The sequence below is a fragment of the Psychrobacter sp. AOP7-B1-24 genome (assembly GCF_052376215.1).
Taxonomy (GTDB): domain Bacteria; phylum Pseudomonadota; class Gammaproteobacteria; order Pseudomonadales; family Moraxellaceae; genus Psychrobacter.
In genome coordinates, this window is record NZ_JBQSVL010000037.1 from 1 (window position 1) to 22148 (window position 22148).

19 protein-coding genes are annotated in these 22148 nt (G+C 41.3%); 6 read left to right on the plus strand and 13 right to left on the minus strand.

Annotated features, from left to right (window positions below; translation table 11 throughout):
• Window positions 1-684 precede the first annotated feature (684 nt).
• The 5 genes from ACT3QP_RS08870 to serS all read right to left on the minus strand — a co-directional run bounded on the left by ACT3QP_RS08870 (window position 685) and on the right by serS (window position 5519).
• The gene (locus ACT3QP_RS08870) at window positions 685-1173 is read right to left on the minus strand and encodes a hypothetical protein (protein ID WP_444525226.1); all 489 of its coding nucleotides are present in this window, start codon (window positions 1171-1173) and stop codon (window positions 685-687) included.
• Window positions 1174-1177: 4 nt separating this feature from the next.
• Window positions 1178-3175, minus strand: coding sequence for a transketolase (gene tkt / locus ACT3QP_RS08875; protein WP_444525227.1), 1998 nt, complete (start codon window positions 3173-3175; stop codon window positions 1178-1180).
• 233 nt (window positions 3176-3408) lie between these two features.
• Entirely contained in the window at window positions 3409-3759 is a 351-nt protein-coding gene (locus tag ACT3QP_RS08880) for a hypothetical protein (protein ID WP_444525228.1), read from the minus strand.
• 16 nt (window positions 3760-3775) lie between these two features.
• Window positions 3776-4192, minus strand: coding sequence for a hypothetical protein (locus ACT3QP_RS08885; protein ID WP_444525229.1), 417 nt, complete (start codon window positions 4190-4192; stop codon window positions 3776-3778).
• Between the two features lie 40 nt (window positions 4193-4232).
• Entirely contained in the window at window positions 4233-5519 is a 1287-nt protein-coding gene (gene serS, locus ACT3QP_RS08890; protein WP_444525230.1) for a serine--tRNA ligase, read from the minus strand.
• A gap of 395 nt (window positions 5520-5914) precedes the next feature.
• Here serS and ACT3QP_RS08895 point away from each other — a divergent pair, with 395 nt between their 5' ends.
• Window positions 5915-6574: a YcxB family protein gene (locus ACT3QP_RS08895; RefSeq protein ID WP_444525231.1), complete on the plus strand. Its 660-nt coding sequence runs from the start codon at window positions 5915-5917 to the stop codon at window positions 6572-6574.
• A 247-nt stretch (window positions 6575-6821) separates the two neighbouring features.
• Window positions 6822-7301, plus strand: a complete 480-nt coding sequence (locus ACT3QP_RS08900) for a Dps family protein (RefSeq protein WP_444525232.1) — start codon at window positions 6822-6824, stop codon at window positions 7299-7301.
• A 227-nt stretch (window positions 7302-7528) separates the two neighbouring features.
• Here the strand turns inward: ACT3QP_RS08900 and ACT3QP_RS08905 are convergent, their stop codons facing one another.
• From ACT3QP_RS08905 to ACT3QP_RS08915, 3 genes are all read right to left on the minus strand, one after another.
• Window positions 7529-8212: a DUF2057 family protein gene (locus ACT3QP_RS08905; protein ID WP_444525233.1), complete on the minus strand. Its 684-nt coding sequence runs from the start codon at window positions 8210-8212 to the stop codon at window positions 7529-7531.
• A gap of 88 nt (window positions 8213-8300) precedes the next feature.
• The gene (gene hda / locus ACT3QP_RS08910) at window positions 8301-9104 is read right to left on the minus strand and encodes a DnaA regulatory inactivator Hda (protein WP_444525234.1); all 804 of its coding nucleotides are present in this window, start codon (window positions 9102-9104) and stop codon (window positions 8301-8303) included.
• A gap of 321 nt (window positions 9105-9425) precedes the next feature.
• The gene (locus ACT3QP_RS08915; protein ID WP_444525235.1) at window positions 9426-10532 is read right to left on the minus strand and encodes an AI-2E family transporter; all 1107 of its coding nucleotides are present in this window, start codon (window positions 10530-10532) and stop codon (window positions 9426-9428) included.
• 463 nt (window positions 10533-10995) lie between these two features.
• On the opposite strand from ACT3QP_RS08915, the gene purM reads away from it, so the two are divergent.
• A complete protein-coding gene (purM, locus tag ACT3QP_RS08920; RefSeq protein WP_192519442.1) occupies window positions 10996-12045 on the plus strand; it encodes a phosphoribosylformylglycinamidine cyclo-ligase in 1050 nt (349 codons plus the stop codon).
• Window positions 12045-12746 (plus strand): phosphoribosylglycinamide formyltransferase, encoded by a 702-nt coding sequence (gene purN, locus ACT3QP_RS08925; RefSeq protein ID WP_225739180.1) that lies wholly within the window; start codon window positions 12045-12047, stop codon window positions 12744-12746. The genes purM and purN overlap by 1 nt, the downstream gene beginning before the upstream one ends.
• Window positions 12747-12927: 181 nt before the next feature.
• Here purN and ACT3QP_RS08930 read toward each other — a convergent pair whose 3' ends face one another.
• Both ACT3QP_RS08930 and ACT3QP_RS08935 read right to left on the minus strand, forming a co-directional pair.
• Window positions 12928-14316 carry an NAD-dependent succinate-semialdehyde dehydrogenase gene (locus ACT3QP_RS08930; RefSeq protein WP_192519443.1) on the minus strand — a complete coding sequence of 463 codons (1389 nt, stop codon included), beginning with the start codon at window positions 14314-14316 and terminating at the stop codon, window positions 12928-12930.
• 304 nt (window positions 14317-14620) lie between these two features.
• A complete protein-coding gene (locus ACT3QP_RS08935) occupies window positions 14621-15610 on the minus strand; it encodes a LysR family transcriptional regulator (RefSeq protein WP_192519444.1) in 990 nt (329 codons plus the stop codon).
• A gap of 748 nt (window positions 15611-16358) precedes the next feature.
• Between ACT3QP_RS08935 and ACT3QP_RS08940 the strand changes: the two genes are divergently transcribed.
• On the plus strand, window positions 16359-17945 hold the full coding sequence (locus tag ACT3QP_RS08940) for an isocitrate lyase (protein WP_444525236.1): 1587 nt from the start codon (window positions 16359-16361) through the stop codon (window positions 17943-17945).
• Window positions 17946-18056: 111 nt separating this feature from the next.
• On the opposite strand, the gene ACT3QP_RS08945 is transcribed toward ACT3QP_RS08940, so the two are convergent.
• Window positions 18057-19319, minus strand: coding sequence for a DUF4349 domain-containing protein (locus tag ACT3QP_RS08945; RefSeq protein WP_444525237.1), 1263 nt, complete (start codon window positions 19317-19319; stop codon window positions 18057-18059).
• Window positions 19320-19562: 243 nt separating this feature from the next.
• Here ACT3QP_RS08945 and ACT3QP_RS08950 point away from each other — a divergent pair, with 243 nt between their 5' ends.
• Complete coding sequence (locus ACT3QP_RS08950; RefSeq protein ID WP_444525238.1) at window positions 19563-21134, plus strand: CYTH and CHAD domain-containing protein; 1572 nt, start codon at window positions 19563-19565, stop codon at window positions 21132-21134.
• Between the two features lie 98 nt (window positions 21135-21232).
• On the opposite strand, the gene ACT3QP_RS08955 is transcribed toward ACT3QP_RS08950, so the two are convergent.
• Window positions 21233-21484: a hypothetical protein gene (locus ACT3QP_RS08955; RefSeq protein ID WP_444525239.1), complete on the minus strand. Its 252-nt coding sequence runs from the start codon at window positions 21482-21484 to the stop codon at window positions 21233-21235.
• A 35-nt stretch (window positions 21485-21519) separates the two neighbouring features.
• Complete coding sequence (locus tag ACT3QP_RS08960; RefSeq protein WP_444525240.1) at window positions 21520-22053, minus strand: L,D-transpeptidase family protein; 534 nt, start codon at window positions 22051-22053, stop codon at window positions 21520-21522.
• Between the last annotated feature and the right edge of the window lie 95 nt (window positions 22054-22148).

The following is a 22148-nucleotide window of genomic DNA, read 5'->3' on the forward strand; positions in this document are numbered from 1 at the left end:
AAGTAAGGAATGGCTTTTGCGAGTTAATAGAAGCAGTGTAATTTAGCATGTTGTTGTCTTAGAAGATGTGGGATTGAGTGACATGGTTTTATCTCAGTGCAATAACAAGACAAATGATAGTATTTAGCTAATTTGTCGTACCGTTTTATATATGCTGATTTTCTCTTTCGTTTACATAGCGATATTATAAACATTTGTTATGATTATTACATCTAGATTAAGCTGTAAATAATTCCTCTCTAATCCACGATTTTAATATTGATTTTGATTATGAAATAGATGTTAGTTTTCAGGGTATGCCCTGCTCACCTTTCAGACTAAACTACTAATTAGCCGTAGGGTGCGCCTAGCGCAACGATCAGATGTGTATCCTTGCATAAAAATGCGTATTGGGCGAACCTTACCTCTCAAAACCAAGCTAATCCTAATTTATCATACAATAGTTACCTTATGACGCATTTCAGCCTTGATTGAAGCTGCTATCCTGCTGATAACAATGGCGTTGCAAACTGTGATTGGATATGGTTACTTGAATGATGAAGTACTTCCAGACACAATAGTCCGTATGCCATTGGTGAGGTATAAAATACCAAAATCAGGAACCAACTCTAAAACCGAAATATTAAACACAAAAAAAGAGCTGCCAAATTATTTGACAACTCTTTTCAATTATATGGCTATTTACTATTTACTTTCCCATTGAGAAAAAGCAAAAGCATTATCACTAGCAAACCTTAAATTATAAGACTCCAAAAACCTTCTTCCATCCAATGAACTATATTCGATAGTTATAGGTAAGTAACTTCCTGACTTCCAACGTCCATTCATTTCTTCTCCATATGCTGAGAAAGAATTGGTAGTTATTTTCCCATTAGCCAATATAGGAATAATCATTGAACTAAATAGTATCCTCTCAGCGTCACGAGGAATAATATCTCCATTGACGCAGGCTAATGCGTCTTGTTTTTTGGCCTTAATACTAATATTTTTAGCTGGAAGGTTTCCAGTATTTTCGATTATCATGTTTAAAGCAATAGGTGAATCGATATCAGAAGATAACCTTACAGTCACAATAGGACGGTTGACCTTTCTCCACAGTATCCAGTTTATAGATACTGAGGAAATAGCAATAATTAAGGATGCAACGCTGATGATTAGTGAAAGGCTTAACATTTAATTACACCAAACTATTTACCGCTTCAACCACAGCATCAGTCGTGATACCAAACTCTTTATACAAGTCACTTGCAGGTGCAGATTCGCCATAAGTGGTCATACCGATGACTTTGCCATCTAGACCAACGAACTTATACCAGTAATCTACATGTGCCGCTTCAACTGCGACGCGAGCACGGATATTGGCAGGCAGTACCGCTTCACGATAGCTAGCATCTTGCTCTACGAAGATCTCAGCACATGGCATAGACACCACACGTACACCAACACCATTTGCGCTCAACGTCTCGTACGCTTCCATCGCTAGGCCAACTTCTGAACCAGTAGCGATAATGATAGCTTGTAGCTCGCCTTGTTCTTTCGCCAGTACATAACCACCTTTAGTGATGTTGGCTACTTGCTCGCTATCACGCGCTTGATGTGGCAAGCTTTGACGGCTAAAGATTAATGCTGATGGATTGTTTTCTGATTTGATTGCTTCTACCCAAGCGCTAGCCGATTCAGTCGCGTCACACGGACGCCATGTACGCAAGTTTGGCGTGGTACGTAGGCTAGTCAATTGCTCAACTGGCTGATGCGTTGGGCCATCTTCACCCAGACCGATAGAGTCATGGGTATACACATGGATGACGCGCTGCTTCATGAGTGCGCCCATGCGTACCGCGTTACGTGCGTATTCCATAAACATCAAGAATGTTGCTACGTAAGGAATAAAACCGCCATGCAATGCAATACCATTGGCAATCGCGGTCATACCAAACTCACGTACGCCGTAATAGATATAGTTGCCGTCAGCATCCTTTTCGATACCCTTAGCACCTTTAAATAGCGTAAGGTTTGAGCCAGCTAAATCCGCTGAACCACCTAGCAATTCTGGTAATAATGGCTGCAAAGTATTGATCGCGTTTTGGCTGGCTTTACGACTAGCCACATCACCGCCCGCTTCTTGCGTTTGCTGGATGTAGGCTTGTGCTTGGCTAGCAAAGTCAGCTGGTAAATCGCCATTTAAACGGCGTAATAACTCAGCTGCTAGTTCTGGGTAGGCTTTTTTATACGCTTCAAAGTCAGCTTCCCAGTTCTTTTGCTGTACGTCGCCTTTGGCTTTAGCATCCCACGCTTCATATATTTCATCATCTAATTCGAACGGAGCATGTTTCCAAGACAACGCATCACGAGTCAAGGCGATTTCATCATCACCTAACGGGGCACCATGACTGGCTGCTAGACCTTGCTTGTTTGGGCTACCAGCACCGATAGTCGTTTTACAAATGATTAGACTTGGCTTAGTAGTCTCTGCAAGCGCTTGTTCAGTTGCTTGAGTGATCGCATCGGCATCATGACCATCTACTTTGATAACTTGCCAGCCGTATGACTCAAAACGCGCTTGCGTATCATCAGTGAACCAGCCTTCGACATTACCGTCGATTGAGATGCCATTGTCATCATAGAAGAACACCAACTTGCCAAGACCTAGCGTGCCAGCCAATGAGCAAACTTCATGGCTGATGCCTTCCATCAAGCAACCATCGCCTAAAAATGCATAGGTGTTGTGGTCAACAATGTTGTGGCCGTCACGGTTGAACTGCGCGGCTAACGTTTTTTCAGCGATAGCAAAACCGACTGCGTTAGCAATACCCTGTCCTAGCGGGCCAGTAGTTGTCTCAACACCTGGTGTATAGCCAAGCTCCGGATGACCTGGGGTTTTTGAATGTAATTGGCGGAAACCTTTCAAATCATCGAGGCTCAAATCATAGCCAGATAAATGTAGCAGTGAGTAAATAAGCATTGAGCCATGACCGTTCGATAAGACGAAGCGGTCACGGTTGTGCCACTGTGGATCGGTTGGGTTGTGCTTCAAAAACTTGCGCCACAGAACTTCAGCAATATCGGCCATACCCATTGGCGCGCCTGGATGTCCAGAGTTGGCTTTTTGAACCGCATCAAACGACAGTACACGGATGGCATTGGCTAATTTACGTTCGCTAATTGGAGCTGGCATAGAGTGTCCTAGTATTGGGCTAAGAGGAGAGTTTACTCAAAGGAGTATAAGCATAAAGACGCCAAATGCGTCCCTAAGTTATAGGCTATAAAATTAAAGTGCAATATTAACATATTTGCTATGAGCCTAGCTAAGAAATGGTATGACAATTGAGTGCATTATCGCCTACTTTTCATAGACATTATGAATAACGTTGCTAATGTCATATGATGTTCATGACATGTATATTCAAATCAATACAAATCAAATTCAGCGGTTATATCTTGATATAAGCTGACATCTACTGGCTGTTTGTTATAAAACAGAGAAAAGCTATCTATCACTTGGCAAGTGTCATTAGTACAGCACTGATAGTGTTTAAACCTACTGCTGGCAGGAAGTCGCACTTCTAGATCATACAATCCATCCGTGCGATAGGTTTCTGTATTAATACGAGTCTGGATATAGCTATTATCCTCAAGCAAGCTACCTAAGACGATATGCGCTTCATTTGAATAAGGCAAATCCATAATATAACGCTTTATGGATGCCCAATCGAATGCTACTAACTCAGCATTTGCGGTTCTTAAATAAAACTGCGTCATAGAACAGTCGCCTAAGTTAGTATGCGTAATGATAAGTCGTTGGGCAGTGATTAAGCACCGCTAACTCGTTTTGTTGACAGAACGTCACGACATAATCCGTTATTTTATCGTATATATCCTCACCATCTAAGTAATAGCAGATACCTGTCTCGCCATTTTTAACCATCTGATACAAATACACTTGAATGGCTTGTTGGTCTGGCAAAGCATCGAAATGATGACTCAATTCAGTCTCAAGGCACTTAGCCATGTTCCTAAAAGCATCATTCCAATTCATATTACCATTTCGGTAATACTCGCTAGCCAACCGACCTATCAAGCGGACCAGCTCACCTTGGAGTGTAGCGGCATGACCACTTTGCGGCACAAGGCTTTGCCACAGAGCATCATACTCACTCTGATATTGACCTAAACCATCTGCATACAATGCCACTATTCATCCTTATTCAGTCAGCTATATAGTTAATCTTATATTAAACTGAAATCGTCTCAGCACCGCCCATAAACGGACGCAATACTTCTGGAATAGTGATACTACCATCAGCATTTTGATGGTTTTCCATCACTGCCAATAGTGTACGACCAACTGCCAAGCCCGAACCATTCAAAGTATGAGCCAAGCTGGTTTGCTTGCCATCTTTGACACGAGTTCCCATACGGCGCGCTTGAAAATCACCGCAGTTAGAGCAGCTAGAGATTTCACGATAGGTGTCTTGGCTTGGTAACCACACTTCGATGTCATACGTTTTTTGTGCGCTAAAGCCCATATCACCTGTACATAATTTGACCGTACGATATGGCAGATTTAATTGCTGTAAAATATATTCAGCTTGTCCAGTCATAGCTTCAAGCAAATCATCAGATTGCTCAGCAGTGGCAATATTGACCATCTCAACTTTTTCAAACTGATGCTGACGGATCAAACCACGAGTATCACGACCATGTGACCCTGCTTCACTACGGAAGCATGGCGTATGCGCTGTGAATTTCAATGGCAGCTCTTTGATATCCAAACGCTCGCCACGTACTAAGTTGGTCATTGGCACTTCAGCCGTTGGAATCAGATAAAAATCCATTTCATCGTTATTGGTATGATTGGTCAATTTAAACAAATCGTCTTCAAACTTCGGCAGCTGACCCGTACCCTTTAGACTGTCAGAATTGACAATATAAGGTACATACGTCTCAGTATAGCCATATTTAATAGTATGAGTATTCAGCATGAACTGAATCAAAGCACGGTGCATTTGTGCAAGCTGCCCTTTTAACACATTAAAACGGCTACCAGTCAATTTGGTTGCTGCCTCAAAGTCAAGCATGCCAAGCGTCTCACCGATATAAGTATGATCTTGAATCTCAAAGTCGAACGTGCGCGGCGTACCCCATTTACGGACTTCTACGTTATCGTCCTCTGACGTACCGACGGGAACATCCGCTGCTGGAATATTTGGAATCTGTAAAGCAGCTTGGGTGATACGTTCCTGTAAAGTACGCAGCTCCTCTTCAGCAGCTTTAATCTCACCGCTGACGCTTTGCATCTCAGCCAATAGCTCACTGGCATCTTCACCTGATTTTTTTAGCGCACCTACTTGCTTAGCACCAGCATTACGGCGTGATTGCAGCTCTTCAGTTTTCACCTGTAGTGACTTACGTTCAGACTCAACTGCTTGCCAAAAGCCCATATCAAGCTCATAACCACGTGTAGCTAGCTGTTGTTGTAAATCGCTTAAATCGCCGCGTAAGAGTTTCGGATCAATCATATTAGTTGCCTGTAACGCTAAAAGTGAATAAGAGGTTTAAAAATGTTGTTTTTAACAGTACTGTTTTTATCAAAATAATTTATAGCCGCTATAATACCAAGACCCATCACATTTGACCATGTCTTGACGACACTTTCAGCCATTGCCATTATGATTTATCACACGCTATTTTAACTTGATTACCAGCTCTGAAAACCAACAGACCATCATAATACTGCTTAATGGCAATAATATGGCAACTATCCGTAAACAGCATGGCTTATATGTTTCATTTAGGAACGCTTTTCGGTAAGATAAGTACATATCTTTTTCCACTTTCAGCCAAGTGCGGCATCACCGCTGCACTTTGGCGATTTAAACCTAACACTTTTAATACAAGTATTTGAGAAACCTTTATGGCCTTGTACCCCTACACGCTGCAACCTGTCGCCTTAAACTTAACCGAGGCGGAATTCCACCAAGCACAGTATGAACTATTTGCCAGTGCCAGCCCCTCTTTTGGTCTAAAAAGCATCAAAATGAAAGAGTGGATCATTATGGCAATAGTCGTAATATTAGCGATTGCAGGGTTAGTCTTTGTGACAGGTTACTCAACCATTATTTTTTGGCTGATGTTAGTGTCAGTCGTAATTTACCTACTGGCTCGTACGCTTGGTTTTCAATGGTATGTAAAAAGAGAGTTTGAAAAACAAGTGGCTGATCAAGAAATGCCAGATGAGATGCGTCAAATGAAACTGGGTGTACAAAAGCATGGCTTGGTCATGGCTATGCCAGTCAATCAGCCTGATACGTTTAACTCTAATCAGATGCGCGGCATGCAGATGCGCCCAGGTACTACCCAGCAAGCCGTTATTCCATGGACTGCTGTTAAGAGTTGGGACGAAACTGACGATTATATTTTTATGATGTTTGAAATGAAAGGTCAACAAGGCAGCCAAATCGTACCTAAACGTCTGCAAGCACAGAAGTTTCCAATTGATACGGTTCGCCAACATTTGCAAGAAGTTATTGCCGTTAAAGGCTTAAATCCTGAAAACTTGCAACCACCAGCATAATAAGCCATAAGCCTTATTCTCACAGATACACTAAGCGGTAATAAGGCTTTCTCTTTTTATAAAACCAATAGTATTATTGTATTTATTCAACTTAACTTGTCGACAATGCTTTGTTATTATAATAGACAGAAAAAGAGGTTGTAGAGTCTCTACTCTATATAAATATTCTATATAAGTATTTTTTGATTCTGACGTAACTTGATTCATCCCTTTTTTACATCAACACTCACATTACAAGGATAATATTATGAGTAACAGTGCAACTAACCAAATCGGCCTAGAACAAGCAGACATGAGCGAAATAATTGCTAAGCTAAACGGTCTATTATCAAGCTATCACATGTTTTATATCAACGTACGTGGCTATCACTGGAACGTGAAAGGTGAACATTTCTTCACACTACACCCACAATTTGAAGAGCTATATACAGCGCTACAACTACAAATTGATGAAATTGCCGAACGCATCTTAACATTAGGTGGTACACCACTACATGCTTATAGTGAGTTTGCTAAGCTTACAGGTATTAGTGAAGATAAAAACGTCAGCGATGGCACCACCTGTGTGAAAGGCGTGGTAACAGGTCTACAAGAGCTTATTCAAGAGCAGCGTCAAGTATCAGCGCTAGCTGCTGAAAGCGATGACCAAGGATCGGCTGATCTTGTCGACGCCTATGTACAAGAGCAAGAAAAGCTAATTTGGATGTACAACGCATTTTTGGGCTAATATCGTTAACCTCATGTTAATGGTATGAAGACCATAAAATTTAGAATAAAAAAAAGCACCTAATTTAGGTGCTTTTTTTATTGTTAATGTTCCGTACTAAAATAATACCATTCACAAAAATTAGAGTAGCAAGGAAAAAGAGTGCAAGCACTACACATTGTAGGCTAAGCGATTTTGACACAGCTAATCGTATTCTTGTGAATGGTATAAGTTTAATAAAACAGAGCTTACTCTTGAATCCATTGGCTCATTTTTTCACGCTCAGCAGGTGTCGCTTGTAGCCAGATTTGCATAAATTGATCTAAATTACTGTTAGATGGATTAACGTTTGTTGTTTGTTGTACCCCACCTTGGCTCGCTGCAGCAGGCTGATTCAATGCTGCAATAGCCTGTTGGTTTTGCAACTCAGCATCACCACTACCGCCGAACACGCCACCGATGGCTTTGCCCAAACCTGAAAGCAGACCACCTTGGCTACTGCCCATGCTTTGCTGGCTAGCAATCACGGTCTCATTCTGCTGTACAGCCAATGTTGGTTGTTTGGCATACTCTTTAGCAGCTGTATAATCTTCTGGCTGATTTGGCATAGTTAGACGGTAGGTTTGATTATCTGCTAGCTGCGCTGTCACACTCACATTGCGCGAACGTAGATAGTCGTGTTCGTCACGGCGCAAATCATACAAGCGGTCATATTTAGCAGTAATTGCATGTTGGCCAGGTTGAAGCGTGAACTTTTGCGTTAATGGTTGAAAAGCACTCTGTTGCACTTCTTGACCGTTAATCGCAGTGACTTTGATATGATCGTCAACCAATAGGGTCACTTCTGCCTGTGATAACATAGAGACAGAACCTGCACCAATAAGTAACGTGCTGATGGTCAGTTTTTTTAGCAAAGCATTATTCAGTTTCATAAAAGGTTCCATTAATAGTAAAAACGTTTTGGAAATAGTAAGGGTATTTTAGATAAAATACTTTAGATAAAAAATCAGACTCTCAATGCTAAAAATCAAATGGCATCGTATGTTGGTCCTGATCTGCCGCATCATTATCGACTTGGGTCTCTTGAGCAATATCAGCCAGCTCTGCTGCAAGCGTTTGCTCATCGATAGTACGCAAGGCATCACTGATGACTGCTTTAGATATATTGTTGCGTCCAAGATTAGAAAACATCGGCTGAATGTAGTTAAGCACTTCCATCATCGCCCCAATACGATGTGGCCCCTCAGTAAGCAAATGGTCAATAATTCGATCATCAAACTGCCAACCGCGCCGACGTAAAATAGACTGCAACAGTGCCTGACGGTCTGCTAAATCATGCCCATTAGGTACTTTAAACGTAGGAGATTGCGCCAAACGGGTCAATAAATCTCTCAGCTGAAAGGGCAATTCACCTGCGGGTTTGTTGGCAGCAAACAATAACTGACGCTGCCCTTCTCGGCTCCGATTGATCAGATGAAATAAGGCTTCTTGCCACTGACTACTCTGCTCAAGCACTTCTAGATCATCAATAGCGATGAGGTCAAAGTTCTCTAAAGAAGACAGCACATGCACATCAGCATGAATCAACTCATTAAGCGATAGGCAAATAGCCGACTTATCCATCTCAATGAACGACTCACAAATCGCAGATAACAGATGAGATTTACCAGTAGCAGGGCTACCAAATAGATACAGCTGACCAATCAGGCCGACATGTAGCTGCCGCACTGCATCAATAATCGACATCCAACCAGGACCGGCGAAGTCACTGAGACTTGCATCATGCTTAATGTCCAGATTGAGACTTAGCTGTGCTTCTGCCATGAATCATCAACTCGTTTTGCGTAATGCAATAGAAAAAGGAATAATCACTAACTGTGTTTAAGCAGCTCTCATATTATCTGATGCAAAATTGCACCGTTAGTATATTGTCTTTTATATCATCAGAATATCGCAAGATTACCTTGTAAAAATAAATCTTGCGAACGATGAACTGCTAATACCATCAACACTGCGCCTATATATAACATATTTGCAAAATGACTGACAAGTCTTTTGCCTATTAAGCCTGATCAACCCCTATTTATCCATCTCACAATTCTACTGCCAATTTGTGATAACTACATTACTTTAAAGATAAATTATTTATTTCTTTTCAAAAAGGGTTAACTGCTTGTGACCTTTATAAAAATCTGTCGAACGATAATAAGCAAATAAATGACGGAGTAATACGTTAAGCACAGCAGAGACAGGTAACGCAATCAGCATGCCGACGAAGCCTAATAAGCTTGCCCCCGCCAATACTGAAAAAATAACCCATAACGGCGATAGACCAATCTTATCACCTAATAGCAATGGCTGTAGGATATAACCTTCTGCGGCTTGTCCAATTAAAAACGCACCAGTAATTAACGATAAATAGGTCCAATCTAATCCAAATTGGAATAGGCAAGCAATAATAGCAGCGATAAAGCCAATACCAAAACCCAAATAAGGCACAAAACTTGCGATACCCGCCACCATACCGATGATAAGTCCAAGCTCTAACCCGATAAGCTGCAATTGCACCGCATAAATAACACCCAATAGAACCATCACCAATAATTGACCTTTAATAAAAGCCATTAGTGCTTGGTCACACTCCCGAGCAATTTGTACGAATTTTTTATTATAAGCAGCTGGAATCGCCATCTTCCACGTATGTAAGCGCTGATCCCAATTGAATAAAAAGTAAAAGGTCAAAATAGGTACTAATACAATGAGACCCGCATTGTTAATAAAGTTCATGCTTGATGAGATAATGTGACTCATCATGGTGCTAGCATCTGCAAACTTATAATTCGTTTGCATATAATCTACCAATGTCTCAGAAAAACCTTTAGATTCTAGCTCTGGTAGACGCATACGAGTGTTGTTAGTGAACCACTCTCGTACCACTTCGTTATACCAATTTAAAACCTTGGGTAAGTAGTCCCATGCCGCTTGCAACTGATTCCACAATGTCGGAATCAACCACCATAGCAACAGTACCATCCCTAAGGTAATAGTCGAATAAACAATGAGAATGGCTATCCAACGTTTGATATATTTCGACAAACGCTTAACCAGTGGATTGAATAAATAAGCCAGTACGAAGGCAAAAACAAACGGTATAATAACGGGCATCATCAAATACAACAAAACCAACACCATTACCAAAGTGGTGACTATAAATAAGCGCCGAAAAAATAAGTCTATTGGTTGGTTCGTCATGACGGATAATCCTACGCTTAAGCTGATTTGAATAGTAATGTGCTTGAATCTTCGATATGGCTTATCGAACCACAACATCATAACAGCAAACAGTTATTGACAATAAATTTAGTGTTAAATTATCGCAAAGTACAGAAAAAATCAGTCATTTTTTGTTGCTTAATTTTTTATTTATCCATTAGGGTCTATTGAATATTCCGATATTAGGGCTACTGGGCGTTAAAAATTCGCTACGTGTTGTCTAAAAAGCAGCCTCTGCCAGTAGCACATTTAGATGTTAAACAGACCCTAATGTCATTCTTCATTAAATATCAGTCAAATATCCGTAAGTTGCTTTGCGAGTAGGGGCTGTTTTTGGGTATAATGCGCCCACTGTATCTATAGTTAATACGATTAAATTAATACGACAAACTCGCTTTTCTACTGACAAACCTTCATTCCCTATAAAATTTGTGAGATGACCATGAGTAACAAGCCTTCTTTAAGCTACAAAGATGCCGGTGTTGATATCGACGCGGGTGATGCACTGGTTCAGCGCATCAAATCAGTGGCAAAAGCCACTACTCGTCCCGAAGTTGTGGGTGGTTTGGGTGGCTTTGGCGCACTGTGCCGCATTCCTACTGGCTACACATCACCATTATTGGTATCTGGTACTGATGGTGTTGGCACAAAACTTAAGCTGGCTTTACAACTCAATCGTCATGACACTATCGGTATCGATTTGGTCGCCATGTGTGTTAATGATTTATTGGTATGCGGTGCAGAGCCATTATTCTTTTTAGATTATTACGCCACAGGCAAGCTAGACGTTGATGTTGCTGCTACTGTTGTAACGGGTATTGGTGACGGCTGTAAGTTAGCAAACTGCTCACTTATCGGCGGTGAAACTGCTGAAATGCCAGGCATGTACCAAGATGATGATTACGATCTAGCAGGATTCTGTGTAGGCGTGGTTGAAGAGGCCGAAGTCATCACTGGTGATAATGTGGCTGAAGGCGATGTACTGATTGCACTAGCATCAAGTGGCGCACATTCAAATGGCTATTCATTAGTTCGTAAAGTCATTGAAGTAAGCGATGTCGATGTCACCACGAGCGATGAACAGTTAGATGGCCAGCCTATCCAAGATGCCCTAATGGCACCTACTCGCATTTATGTTAAAGCCATCAAAGCCTTACAAGATACACTTGGCAGCTCAGCACTTCATGCTATGTCTCACATTACTGGTGGCGGTTTGACCGATAACTTACCACGCGTATTGCCTGAAAGTTTAGCAGCGAGCATCGACACCAACAGCTGGCAGTTCTCAGAGTTATTCACCTGGTTGCAAACCCAAGGTAATATCGAGCAAAGTGAGATGTATCGCACCTTTAACTGCGGTGTGGGTTTTGTGATTGTCGTACCAAAAGACAAAGCAGAAGCCGCCATTAACACTTTAAACGATGCAGGCGAAACGGCTTGGCAATTAGGTGAGATGGTTACACGTGAAGCGGACGCCGTGGTGTACCGTTAATGTCAACATCCACAATATCCGTCAGTACCATGAGCCAAGCCAAAAAACCACTGCGTATTGCCATCTTGGTATCAGGTAGTGGTAGCAACTTGCAAGTCCTAATAGAGGCTATGCAAGCTGGTGCGCTACCGATTGAAATCGTTGGTGTCATTAGTAACCGTGAAGATGCTTATGCCATTACACGTGCTAAAGATGCCGATATTCCAGTGGCAGTACTATCTCACGTTGCTAGCGGCAAACGCATGGGAATCAAAACGTTTGAAAGCCATGCTAGTGAGCAACTAGCGACATGGCAGCCTGATTTGGTAGTACTAGCAGGCTTTATGCGTGTATTGAGTGCATCATTTATCGACAATGCACCAGCACCGATGATTAACCTTCACCCTTCTCTACTTCCTGTTTATAAAGGCTTAGATACTCATCAGCGTGCTATACAAGCAGGTGAGCGTCATCATGGCTGTAGTATTCACGTGGTGACAGCAGAGCTAGATGCAGGAGACGTCTTGACTCAAGCACTGTTACAGGTTAATCAAAAAGATACGGCAGATGGTTTACAGGCACGTGTGCAAAAGCTTGAACATAAGCTACTGCCTTGGACGATTAAACTTATCGCAAGCGGTGTACTCAACTTGAATAATCAAGCCAATGATAACACCTCTGTGTTACCTGCCTTACCTTTAAAGCTTTGGTTGGATGCCTAATTTTTAGGCTATAATTATCCATTTTACACAAAAGCAGCACAAGACACTCTTGTGCTGCTTTTTTATGTGACAACTTTCAACGTAAAAGTTGGTTGTTTTAAGCTATTTATGCTTAAAAAAAATACCCTGCTACTTAATTAATAGCAGGATATTTTAAAAGGCTTGTAATAAAACATGAAAGTTAAGCAGGTGCTTGACCAACAACATGAATGGCTTTGATGTTTACAAATTCTTTAATACCAAAACCACCATGCTCACGGCCATAACCTGAATCCTTAACACCACCAAATGGCAATGCTGGGCTCACCAAATCGTATCCATTGATATAGACCATACCAGTATCAAAATGCTCTTGAGCTAAACTGATAGCCTTATCTTCATCTTTAGAGAATATGGCACCACCCAGTCCATAACGACTGTCATTAGCAATACGGAATGCGTCATCTTCATCTTTAGCACGAATTAAAGACGCTACTGGACCGAATAACTCATCTTTATACGCAGGCTGATCTGGCTTAATGTTTTCCAAGATAGTTGGCGGATAAAAAGAGCCTGGCATATCAGGCACTTCACCACCCAGCGTAACCGTTGCACCTTTACTCACACTTTCTTGTAGCTGCTCATGCAGCTCATCACGTTGCTTGCTACTCGACATCGGACCTACGTCAGTAGACTCATCCATTGGATCACCAATCGTGTAGCCTTTAAACTTCTCAATAATCAAGTCACGGAATTTATCATAAACACTGTCTACAACCACAAAGCGCTTGGCCGCAATACACGTCTCACCATTGTTGTATAAGCGAGCATGTGCACAAGTAGTCGCTGCCAACTCTAAGTCTGCATCTTCTAATACAATAAAGGCATCGTTAGAACCCAATTCCATAACCGTCTTTTTAAGTACTTTAGCTGCTTGCTGCGCTACGGCTCTACCAGCTACATCACTACCTGTTAAGGTCACACCACGTACTTTATTATTTTCGATGACTTGCTCAGACTGATCATGGTTGATAACTAGCGTGCGGAACAGATCATTTGGTAAATCAGATTCATGCAAAATCTTTTCAATCAATAGACCTGAGCCTGTGACGTTTGATGCATGTTTCAGTAAAACACTGTTACCTGCCATCAAATTGGCGATGGTATAGCGGAAAACTTGATAAGCTGGAAAATTCCAAGGCTGGATGCCATAGATAATACCGATAGGATCATATCTTACCAGTCCTTTTTTGATACCTTCAATATCGCGCTCATCTTCAGCAAGTGCGGCAACGCCTTCACTGGCAGTAAAATCACAAATAGCTTTGCATAAATCAACTTCGCCTAAACTGGCCTCAAGTGTTTTGCCACGCTCTTCAGTCATCAACTTAGCCAATTCATCTTTGTACTTCATCAGCGTGTCACCGATAGAGCTGATAACTTTTGTACGTTCTTCAGTACTAACTAGACGCCATTTAGAAAATGCGTGATGAGATGCATCAATAATTTTAGTGACATCACCATCACTCATATAGTTATAATCTTTAATGTTTTTGCCTGTCGCTGGGTTCACAGTAGTAATATCTGCCATGGTTATTATCCTTATTTATTGAAATATATTATTGGTTTGAATTAGCTTGTCATTATTCTTAACGTCCAGTTACCATAACAAAATGCTCAGCCAGTAGTTTTACAAGTTATAAAGAAGTGTTCATAAGATGTTAAAAGTGTGGCTGACTTATTAACTACGCTGAAGTTACGCCTTGCGCCTCGTTTTATTTATAAGCGAAGTGGTTTTGTAAAGGCAGTGGCTTGGTAAAGTTGGACAAATAAAAAAACCAGCCCTGCGGCTGGTTCAATAAATGATTCATGTACATCAACAAACCCTAAGCGATTTAAAACAAATGGTTTATCACAGGGATTTCTTGTGGTGGGTTTTCTTCGTCGTCAACGATTTGGCGGGCCACATGCATAATAAGTTGGCGTAACCAACGATGCGCTGGATGGTGTTGTAATAACGGAGACCACGCCATGGTTAACTCAAATTCAGGAATAAAAAACGGTGGCTCTTCCATCTTAATACTGTCGTTATTGGCCTGCATTTTTGCTACGCGCGTCGGCAATGTAGCAATCAAATCTTTATTTGCTGCAAGCATGGCTGGCATTTGATAATGACGAGTAAAAACGCTGATTTGACGTTTTTGTCCTAAACGTTGCAATGCTTGATCAATAGATCCTAAGCCACCAGACTTCTCTGGATTGACGCCAAAACCTACGCCCATACCTGTTTTAGAGACCCAAACATGCTGCGCTTTAAGATAGTTTTTTAGATTAAAACGATTGGCATAAGGACTGTCTGATGACAATAGGCAGCTAAAAGTATCACGCCATACTAGCACTTGATGGAAACTTTGCGGTATCTCATTAAAGCGGTTAATCGCTAAGTCAACGCGCCCCTGCTCCATATCACGATAAGAGACGTCTGACGGTGTTAAGAAGTCTAAAATAACGTTGGGGGCTTCTGAGCGCAGTGCTTTAACTAGCTTTGGTACCAAGGTCGCTTCTGCATAATCTGATGTCATAATTCGAAAGACGCGAGAAGTACTGTAAGGACGAAACTCCGTACGTGGCTCTAATACTTGTGTCAAATCCGCAAGGATCTCACGGATACGAGGCTGCAACTCTAAAGCACGCTCAGTCGGCGTCATACCTTCAGAAGAACGTACCAATAATGGGTCGTTAAATAGTTTACGCAGACGACGCAAAATATTACTCATCGCAGGTTGGGTAATGCCAAGCTGCTCGGCAGCACGAGTAACGTTTTTTTCTCGTAGCAACACATCTAGGTGTACCAATAAATTTAAATCTACCCGCTGCAAATTCATATAGAGTTCTCTTGGCCTTTGAATAAGTGCCATTATAATCTTGGCATTTTTAGTACTGTTTTGACAATGTAGAGCCTAAAACAGCATAATTCCGCTATTTTTCATCTGTTTTTATATCATATCAACTAAGTATAACTTAATATAGCCAATGTAAGGTACTGTTATATATGAATTATAACTTATAAAAATACCAAAGATAAGTATCATAAATTAGATAAATCTTGGTAAGCCAGTTATAGTGAGTCTCATAGATGATTTGCAGCACAAACGATACACCCTAAGTGTATACATCGACTATATTCATTTGACGGACACAATTATATAGTATGTTGATGGCTTTCATCGGTAGCATAATCTTATTAATTGATTGTTTATAGATACCACTTTAATTATTTGACAGTGATTAGATTCATCGTATAAACAGCTTATTATTGTAACATCTCTTACTACCAATTATGACACTGAGAGCCAACAAATAGTACAGGCACCTTAGAAATACATGAATCAGATCGACAATAGTTCATATATTACCCATTATTTTTTCACTAGCAAGTTGAGTAAACCCCTTGTATTAGTGACTAAGTTTGGTTAGGGTAAATAAGGCTTTGGCGGATAGCTTGTAATTATGTTTCATCTTATAAGATATCGACAGCATGGATATAAAGTCTGAATGTATGCTTTTAGTAGCACACAATCGTCATTACTTAAGCACTTAATTTGTTTTTTACACCCCACCAAGGAGACATAGATGTCAACGGCATATAAATCAGCGATCGATTTAGTACGTGAATTAAAACAAAAACACGGTAACTGGCAGAATATCAGCGAAACCGATGCAGCACGTATGATGTCGCAAAACCGCTTCAAAACTGGTTTAGATATCGCAAAATATACTGCAAAAATCATGCGTCAAGACATGGAAGACTATGACAATGATACATCTCAATATACCCAGTCTTTAGGTGCATGGCATGGTTTTGTTGCACAGCAAACTATGTATGCTAAGAAAAAATATTTCGGTACGACTTCTAAAACTTATATCTACCTATCAGGTTGGATGGTTGCCGCCCTACGCTCTGAGTTTGGTCCATTACCTGACCAATCTATGCACGAAAAAACCTCAGTACCTAAGCTAATCGAAGAAATTTACACTTTCCTACGTCAAGCAGATGCTAAAGTGTTGAACGATTACTTCCGTGAGCTAAACGCTGCCGAAGAAGCTGGTCAAGATACCTCAGCTATCCTAGAAAAAATCGAAAACTTTGATTCACATGTTGTGCCAATCATCGCTGATATCGATGCAGGTTTCGGTAACGAAGAAGCGACGTATTTACTCACTAAGCAAATGATTGAAGCTGGTGCTTGTGCCATTCAGGTTGAAAACCAAGTATCTGATGCTAAGCAGTGTGGTCACCAAGCAGGTAAAGTTACTGTACCGCATGAAGATTACATTGCGAAAATCAACGCGATTCGTTATGCATTCCTAGAGCTAGGTGTTGAAGATGGCGTTATCGTTGCACGTACTGACTCTGAAGGCGCATCACTAACGCAAAAAATTCCAGTATCAAATGAGCCAGGCGATCTTGCTTCTAAATACATCGACTTCCTAGAAATGGAAGAAGTGAGCATTGAAGACGCTAACGAAAACGATAGCCTACTTAAGCACAATGGTAAGCTAGTACGTCCAGTTCGTATGCCAAACGGCTTGTACAGCTTCCGTGAAGACACCAACATCGACCGTGTCGTGCTCGACTGCGTAACTGCTCTAGAAAACGGTGCAGATCTACTTTGGATTGAGACACCTACTCCTGATGTAGCACATATTAAATCAATGGTTGATCGTATTAAAGAGCAACAACCTAAAGCCAAGCTGGTTTATAACAACAGCCCATCATTCAACTGGACGCTGAACTTCCGTAAGCAAGTTATCGCACAGTGGGAAACCGAGGGCAAAGACATCTCTGCATACAATAAAGATGACTTGATGAGTTCTGATTACGACGGTACTGATCTTGATGCAGCAGCTGATATTGCCGCTCAGAACTTCCAACGTGATGCGTCACGTGAAGCTGGTGTATTCCATCACTTAATCACCCTACCGACTTATCACACCACTGCACTTAGCGTTCATGAACTTGCTAAAGGCTACTTCGGTGAAGAAGGCATGCTTGCTTATGCAGCTGGCGTACAGCGTAAAGAAATCCGTGAAGGCATCTCTTGTGTTAAGCACCAAGCAATGGCAGGCTCTGACCTTGGCGATGATCACAAAGAAATCTTCTCTGGTGACAACGCACTTAAAGCTGGCGGTGGCAAGAACACGATGAACCAGTTCTAATGACCGATACTTTATAAGTACAAACTAAAAAAAGCCGCTCTACATAATGTAGAGCGGCTTTTTTATGTCTGTTTATTGATACTCTGTGAGCTTTTTAAGTTTCCATTATAACTAATGCTTAGTATCCTTGTTATTCATATCTTTGCTATCCGTCTCCTTGCTATTAGCCTCTTTAGCACTGTCCGTTTTATCGCCTACTTGATTGCTTTTTATACGCTCTGGATTATAGATACCTTGGTTTTCACCCATCAGATTACGTCGTAGGTGTTCGATACGAGGGCTTTGTTTAAAAAACTTACGATAAATGGTTTTTATCACTCTATAAATGAGATAAAAAATACCAGCAAGCACCACCAACCACCACAATTGTATAACGCCAAGTGCGAATGACCTGAGCATATTCCAACCATCTTTTAGTGATTTATTGACTTCGGTACCAAAACTTGGACGTTCAGCATCTATCAAGACATCTAGGTTTTGAGTGACTTCTTTATAGCTAATGTCTGGCTGACTAAAAACCAAGTTGATCGTACTGTATTTAACTTTGTCAGCGATATCCATCTGTTCAAGCTTTGCCAGCTCTTGTTGCCGGCGTGCAGTATAAGTAGCAGTAATAGCCTCGATATTACTGCGTTGGTCTTTATTGTTTTCACTATCGAGTCGCTCTTCGCTAAGCTCGCTTGCCATATCACTGTTTAGCTGACTTACCAGCTGTTCACGATAAATATCTAACGTCACGTCTTGCGCTGTAAATTCCTGCTCATTTAAAAAAGCCACTTGCTGCTGCAGTCTCTCTAAGAACTTACTGACATTGGTACGAGGTACCCGAACGGTCATTTCAGCTTGGCGAGTATAAGTAGTGATGGTAATGTTTTTGTCACCTTGAACAAAGGTTCTCTCACTGCGTGGATAGTTGCTAATATTACTGATCGCCACATAACCACCCTGCTGCCGTGTCAATGTCTCAATAGCAGCGCTACTCTTGACGACATCTTTGACGGTAAAATCTGCACTGGAAGTAATCAGCAGCGATTTACCTTTTATCTGGATATCAGCGACCTGACTACCTAGCGTCTGCTCGCTGTTTCCTGATAAATTTTCAACCGTCAATTCATTGGCTTGGCTGTTAGCCTCCGCGTCTAGCTCTTCAGCCGCCGTTGGCTGTTCGGACATAAGCGCATTTGTATCAGCGGCAACAGATTCTTCACTAGCGTAATCCGCTGATTCATCTGACGCGCTTTCTGCATAATCCTCAGATTGGCTGCAGCCAGTGATTAGTATGACTGATCCTAGGGTGACGGCTGCTAACGCTAATGACAAACTATTGGACTGCGAGGGTGTTTTAGGTTTACTTACCATAGAATTTTCGTTCATAATTAAATATACTTTTGTTTGATATTTTGGCTCAATTATAGCGCTAATACAGTAAAAGTATATTGCCTATAGAAAATAAACATAGGCAATCCTATAAAATTTTACTTGTTATTGATTCATAGCTTTCATACGATGGTAGGTAGTTCAATCTAAAAAAGTTTAAAGTATATTGAACCGACTATAGACGGATATAGACTGACTACAGTAGCCACTTAACCTGCTTTAAAATAATGGGGAGCCATCATGCAAGAGATAGAGTTGAAGTTTTTGGTGCCAGAATCACGGTTAAAAGGAATGATGCGTCAAGTTCAAGTCAAATCCTCACAGATGACACAACTGGCTGCCCATTATTACGACACACCTGATCAACAGTTGGCGCAGGCAGGTATCGGCTTACGGATTCGTAAAGAAGGCGATAACTGGGTACAGACTATCAAAGCTGGCGGTGACGGGATGGCTTCACGCTTAGAGCACAATGCTTTATTAGATAATGAGCAAGTCCAAGCAATGCTTGAGACAGAGACGCTAATACCTGACTTAACTATTTATAAAGATACCCCGATCGCGCCTGCACTATCTGGCTTTAAGCTCAAAAAATTGGTAAAAACGCTGACACGATTATATGTTACAGACGTACAGCGCACTACTCGACTGCTAGTAGAAAGTAGCGATGATAAAACGGACAATAGCATCGAGATAGCATACGATCATGGCGAGATTATTCATGGTACCGATGATACTCAGCGAGAAAAGATTCAAGAAATAGAGTTCGAACTGGTATCAGGAGATTTAGATTTTTTATTTACGACAGCCAAAACATGGTGTAAGCGCTACAAACTCTGCTTATCGACCGTAACCAAAGCTGAGCGTGGTGGCTTACTGATTAATGGACAACCACATAGTCCAGCAGTAAGTGCCGACCTGAGTCAAATTAAAATCAATAAAAGAATTAGCATGCCTGCCTTTGTACGAGTAGCCGTACATAACTGTTTGCTGCAAATATTACCGAATAGCAGTGCTATCGTAGCTGGCAGTGCTGACAGTGGGCATATTTTGCAATTACAGACTGGTATTCGCCGCTTACATGCTGTCTTAGAAGTATTTGCCAGCTTCTCCGATGAGATCAATCCTGATTGGCAGCCAATACTAAAACAAACTGCCACTCTACTTGGTAGTTATTACGAATTGGCTTACCTAGCCAACCATATCGACCCTGAACTACAGGCACATGGCGCACCTGCAACGAATTGGATGACTGACATTGAGGCTCTCAAAATCCAGCCTATTGACGCGGTCAGCGCCAATGACTTTCAGATAACCCTGCTAGAGTTGATTGCCTTTACTATGAGCGATGCAAGCCTTGATCCTCAAGCCAACAAGCTGGCGATCGAGCCACTAATAAAAGCCATATCCCAACAGCACGACTGTCTACTAAATACGGATAAGACTATTACGAAAGAAAGTGGCAGCGACATAGAGACCGCTGACGCTGATAGCGATAATACAGATAGTATTGAGGAACATGACGTTCATACAAAAAACGGTAACCAATCCACAGAGGCCTTGCGTAATCAATTAACAGCGTTACGCTACATCACTGAAATAGCCTCACCCCTACTGCATAAAAAATCGTTCAAAAAGAAAACCAAACGCAGTCTAAAGCGTCTGATTGAAGAACAAAAAGCATTGGAACCATACCATAACTGCCTTCGACATCAACAGCAGTATCAGCTCAAATCAGCGACAGATAGTAATGCGCTTTATGGTACTGGCTGGTTTTCAGCCAAATTGAACAACAACGCTAATATCGTTTAGTTTATATTAGTCATAGTGATACAACAACATACAAAAAAGACAGCCCACTTTATCAGGGCTGTCTTTTTTATTTAATAGTATTTCATTCGGTGAGACTATTATATGTTTTTCAACCCTAAAACTTTCATGCGCTCACTGACAGGCTGATAATTTTTTTCGCCAGCAGGCTCAACGATATTGCCAAATGGCATTTGCGCAATCAGCGCCCAGTGGGCTGAAATATCAAACGCTGCTGCCACATCTTCGTCAACCAGCGGATTATAATGCTGTAAATTTGCACCGATATTCAATGTGCTCAGCTCTGTCCACATTGCATACTGATGCATGGCGGAAGAAAGAACCAGCTGCATGCTATCTGATTTTCTATTACTTCAATAGTGCCGTCTTATTTCAAAGTGTCATTTAAGCTTTCTACAATACTCACTGACGTCTCTTCTTCGACTTGTTCAAAAAGCTTCACGATGTCTTCATTGCGCATACGTATACAGCCATGAGAGAGAGGTGTACCCATCGGCTCAGTATCTGGTGTGCCGTGAATATAAATATAACGCTGGTAAGTATCACAACCACCGTTACTATTACTGCCTTTATTGACACCTACTTCCAAACCGCTCAACCATAAAATACGGCTTAATATCCAGTCTCGCTCAGGGTGTAACTTACCAAGCTCAGCACTATATATCTCGCCTGTCGGTACTCTCCCGACAAACACAGCATTAATAGGCTCACTGCCACCTATTTTTTCTGCAATGATATGCTGTCCAAGTGGTGTACAGCCGCTATCTTGTTGGCCACCAATACCGTTTTTTGCAGTAGATATATGGTATTGAGCGAGTTCTTTATTTTGTTGATAGACGGTTAGTGTTTGCTGATCAATGTTAATTATTAACTGCGTGGCAATATTTCTGTTATTTGTCATGGGGTATTCCTGTGGCCATTTATATATTTATCATACTCTTTGGCATGTCATGCTTGGGGTTATGAAATTTACCATTTGTACATAGATCATAGGAT

Excerpts from the sequence above, each read along its gene's own strand:
- purN (WP_225739180.1), top strand. The coding sequence starts at position 12,045 with ATGTCAACATCCACAATATCCGTCAGTACCATGAGCCAAGCCAAAAAA.
- serS (WP_444525230.1), bottom strand. The coding sequence starts at position 5,519 with ATGATTGATCCGAAACTCTTACGCGGCGATTTAAGCGATTTACAACAA.
- ACT3QP_RS08880 (WP_444525228.1), bottom strand. The coding sequence starts at position 3,759 with ATGACGCAGTTTTATTTAAGAACCGCAAATGCTGAGTTAGTAGCATTC.
- ACT3QP_RS08960 (WP_444525240.1), bottom strand. The coding sequence starts at position 22,053 with ATGACAAATAACAGAAATATTGCCACGCAGTTAATAATTAACATTGAT.
- ACT3QP_RS08935 (WP_192519444.1), bottom strand. The coding sequence starts at position 15,610 with ATGAATTTGCAGCGGGTAGATTTAAATTTATTGGTACACCTAGATGTG.
- ACT3QP_RS08870 (WP_444525226.1), bottom strand. The coding sequence starts at position 1,173 with ATGTTAAGCCTTTCACTAATCATCAGCGTTGCATCCTTAATTATTGCT.
- ACT3QP_RS08915 (WP_444525235.1), bottom strand. The coding sequence starts at position 10,532 with ATGACGAACCAACCAATAGACTTATTTTTTCGGCGCTTATTTATAGTC.
- hda (WP_444525234.1), bottom strand. The coding sequence starts at position 9,104 with ATGGCAGAAGCACAGCTAAGTCTCAATCTGGACATTAAGCATGATGCA.
- ACT3QP_RS08905 (WP_444525233.1), bottom strand. The coding sequence starts at position 8,212 with ATGAAACTGAATAATGCTTTGCTAAAAAAACTGACCATCAGCACGTTA.
- tkt (WP_444525227.1), bottom strand. The coding sequence starts at position 3,175 with ATGCCAGCTCCAATTAGCGAACGTAAATTAGCCAATGCCATCCGTGTA.
- ACT3QP_RS08950 (WP_444525238.1), top strand. The coding sequence starts at position 19,563 with ATGCAAGAGATAGAGTTGAAGTTTTTGGTGCCAGAATCACGGTTAAAA.
- ACT3QP_RS08900 (WP_444525232.1), top strand. The coding sequence starts at position 6,822 with ATGAGTAACAGTGCAACTAACCAAATCGGCCTAGAACAAGCAGACATG.
- ACT3QP_RS08955 (WP_444525239.1), bottom strand. The coding sequence starts at position 21,484 with ATGCAGCTGGTTCTTTCTTCCGCCATGCATCAGTATGCAATGTGGACA.
- purM (WP_192519442.1), top strand. The coding sequence starts at position 10,996 with ATGAGTAACAAGCCTTCTTTAAGCTACAAAGATGCCGGTGTTGATATC.
- ACT3QP_RS08940 (WP_444525236.1), top strand. The coding sequence starts at position 16,359 with ATGTCAACGGCATATAAATCAGCGATCGATTTAGTACGTGAATTAAAA.
- ACT3QP_RS08895 (WP_444525231.1), top strand. The coding sequence starts at position 5,915 with ATGGCCTTGTACCCCTACACGCTGCAACCTGTCGCCTTAAACTTAACC.
- ACT3QP_RS08930 (WP_192519443.1), bottom strand. The coding sequence starts at position 14,316 with ATGGCAGATATTACTACTGTGAACCCAGCGACAGGCAAAAACATTAAA.
- ACT3QP_RS08945 (WP_444525237.1), bottom strand. The coding sequence starts at position 19,319 with ATGAACGAAAATTCTATGGTAAGTAAACCTAAAACACCCTCGCAGTCC.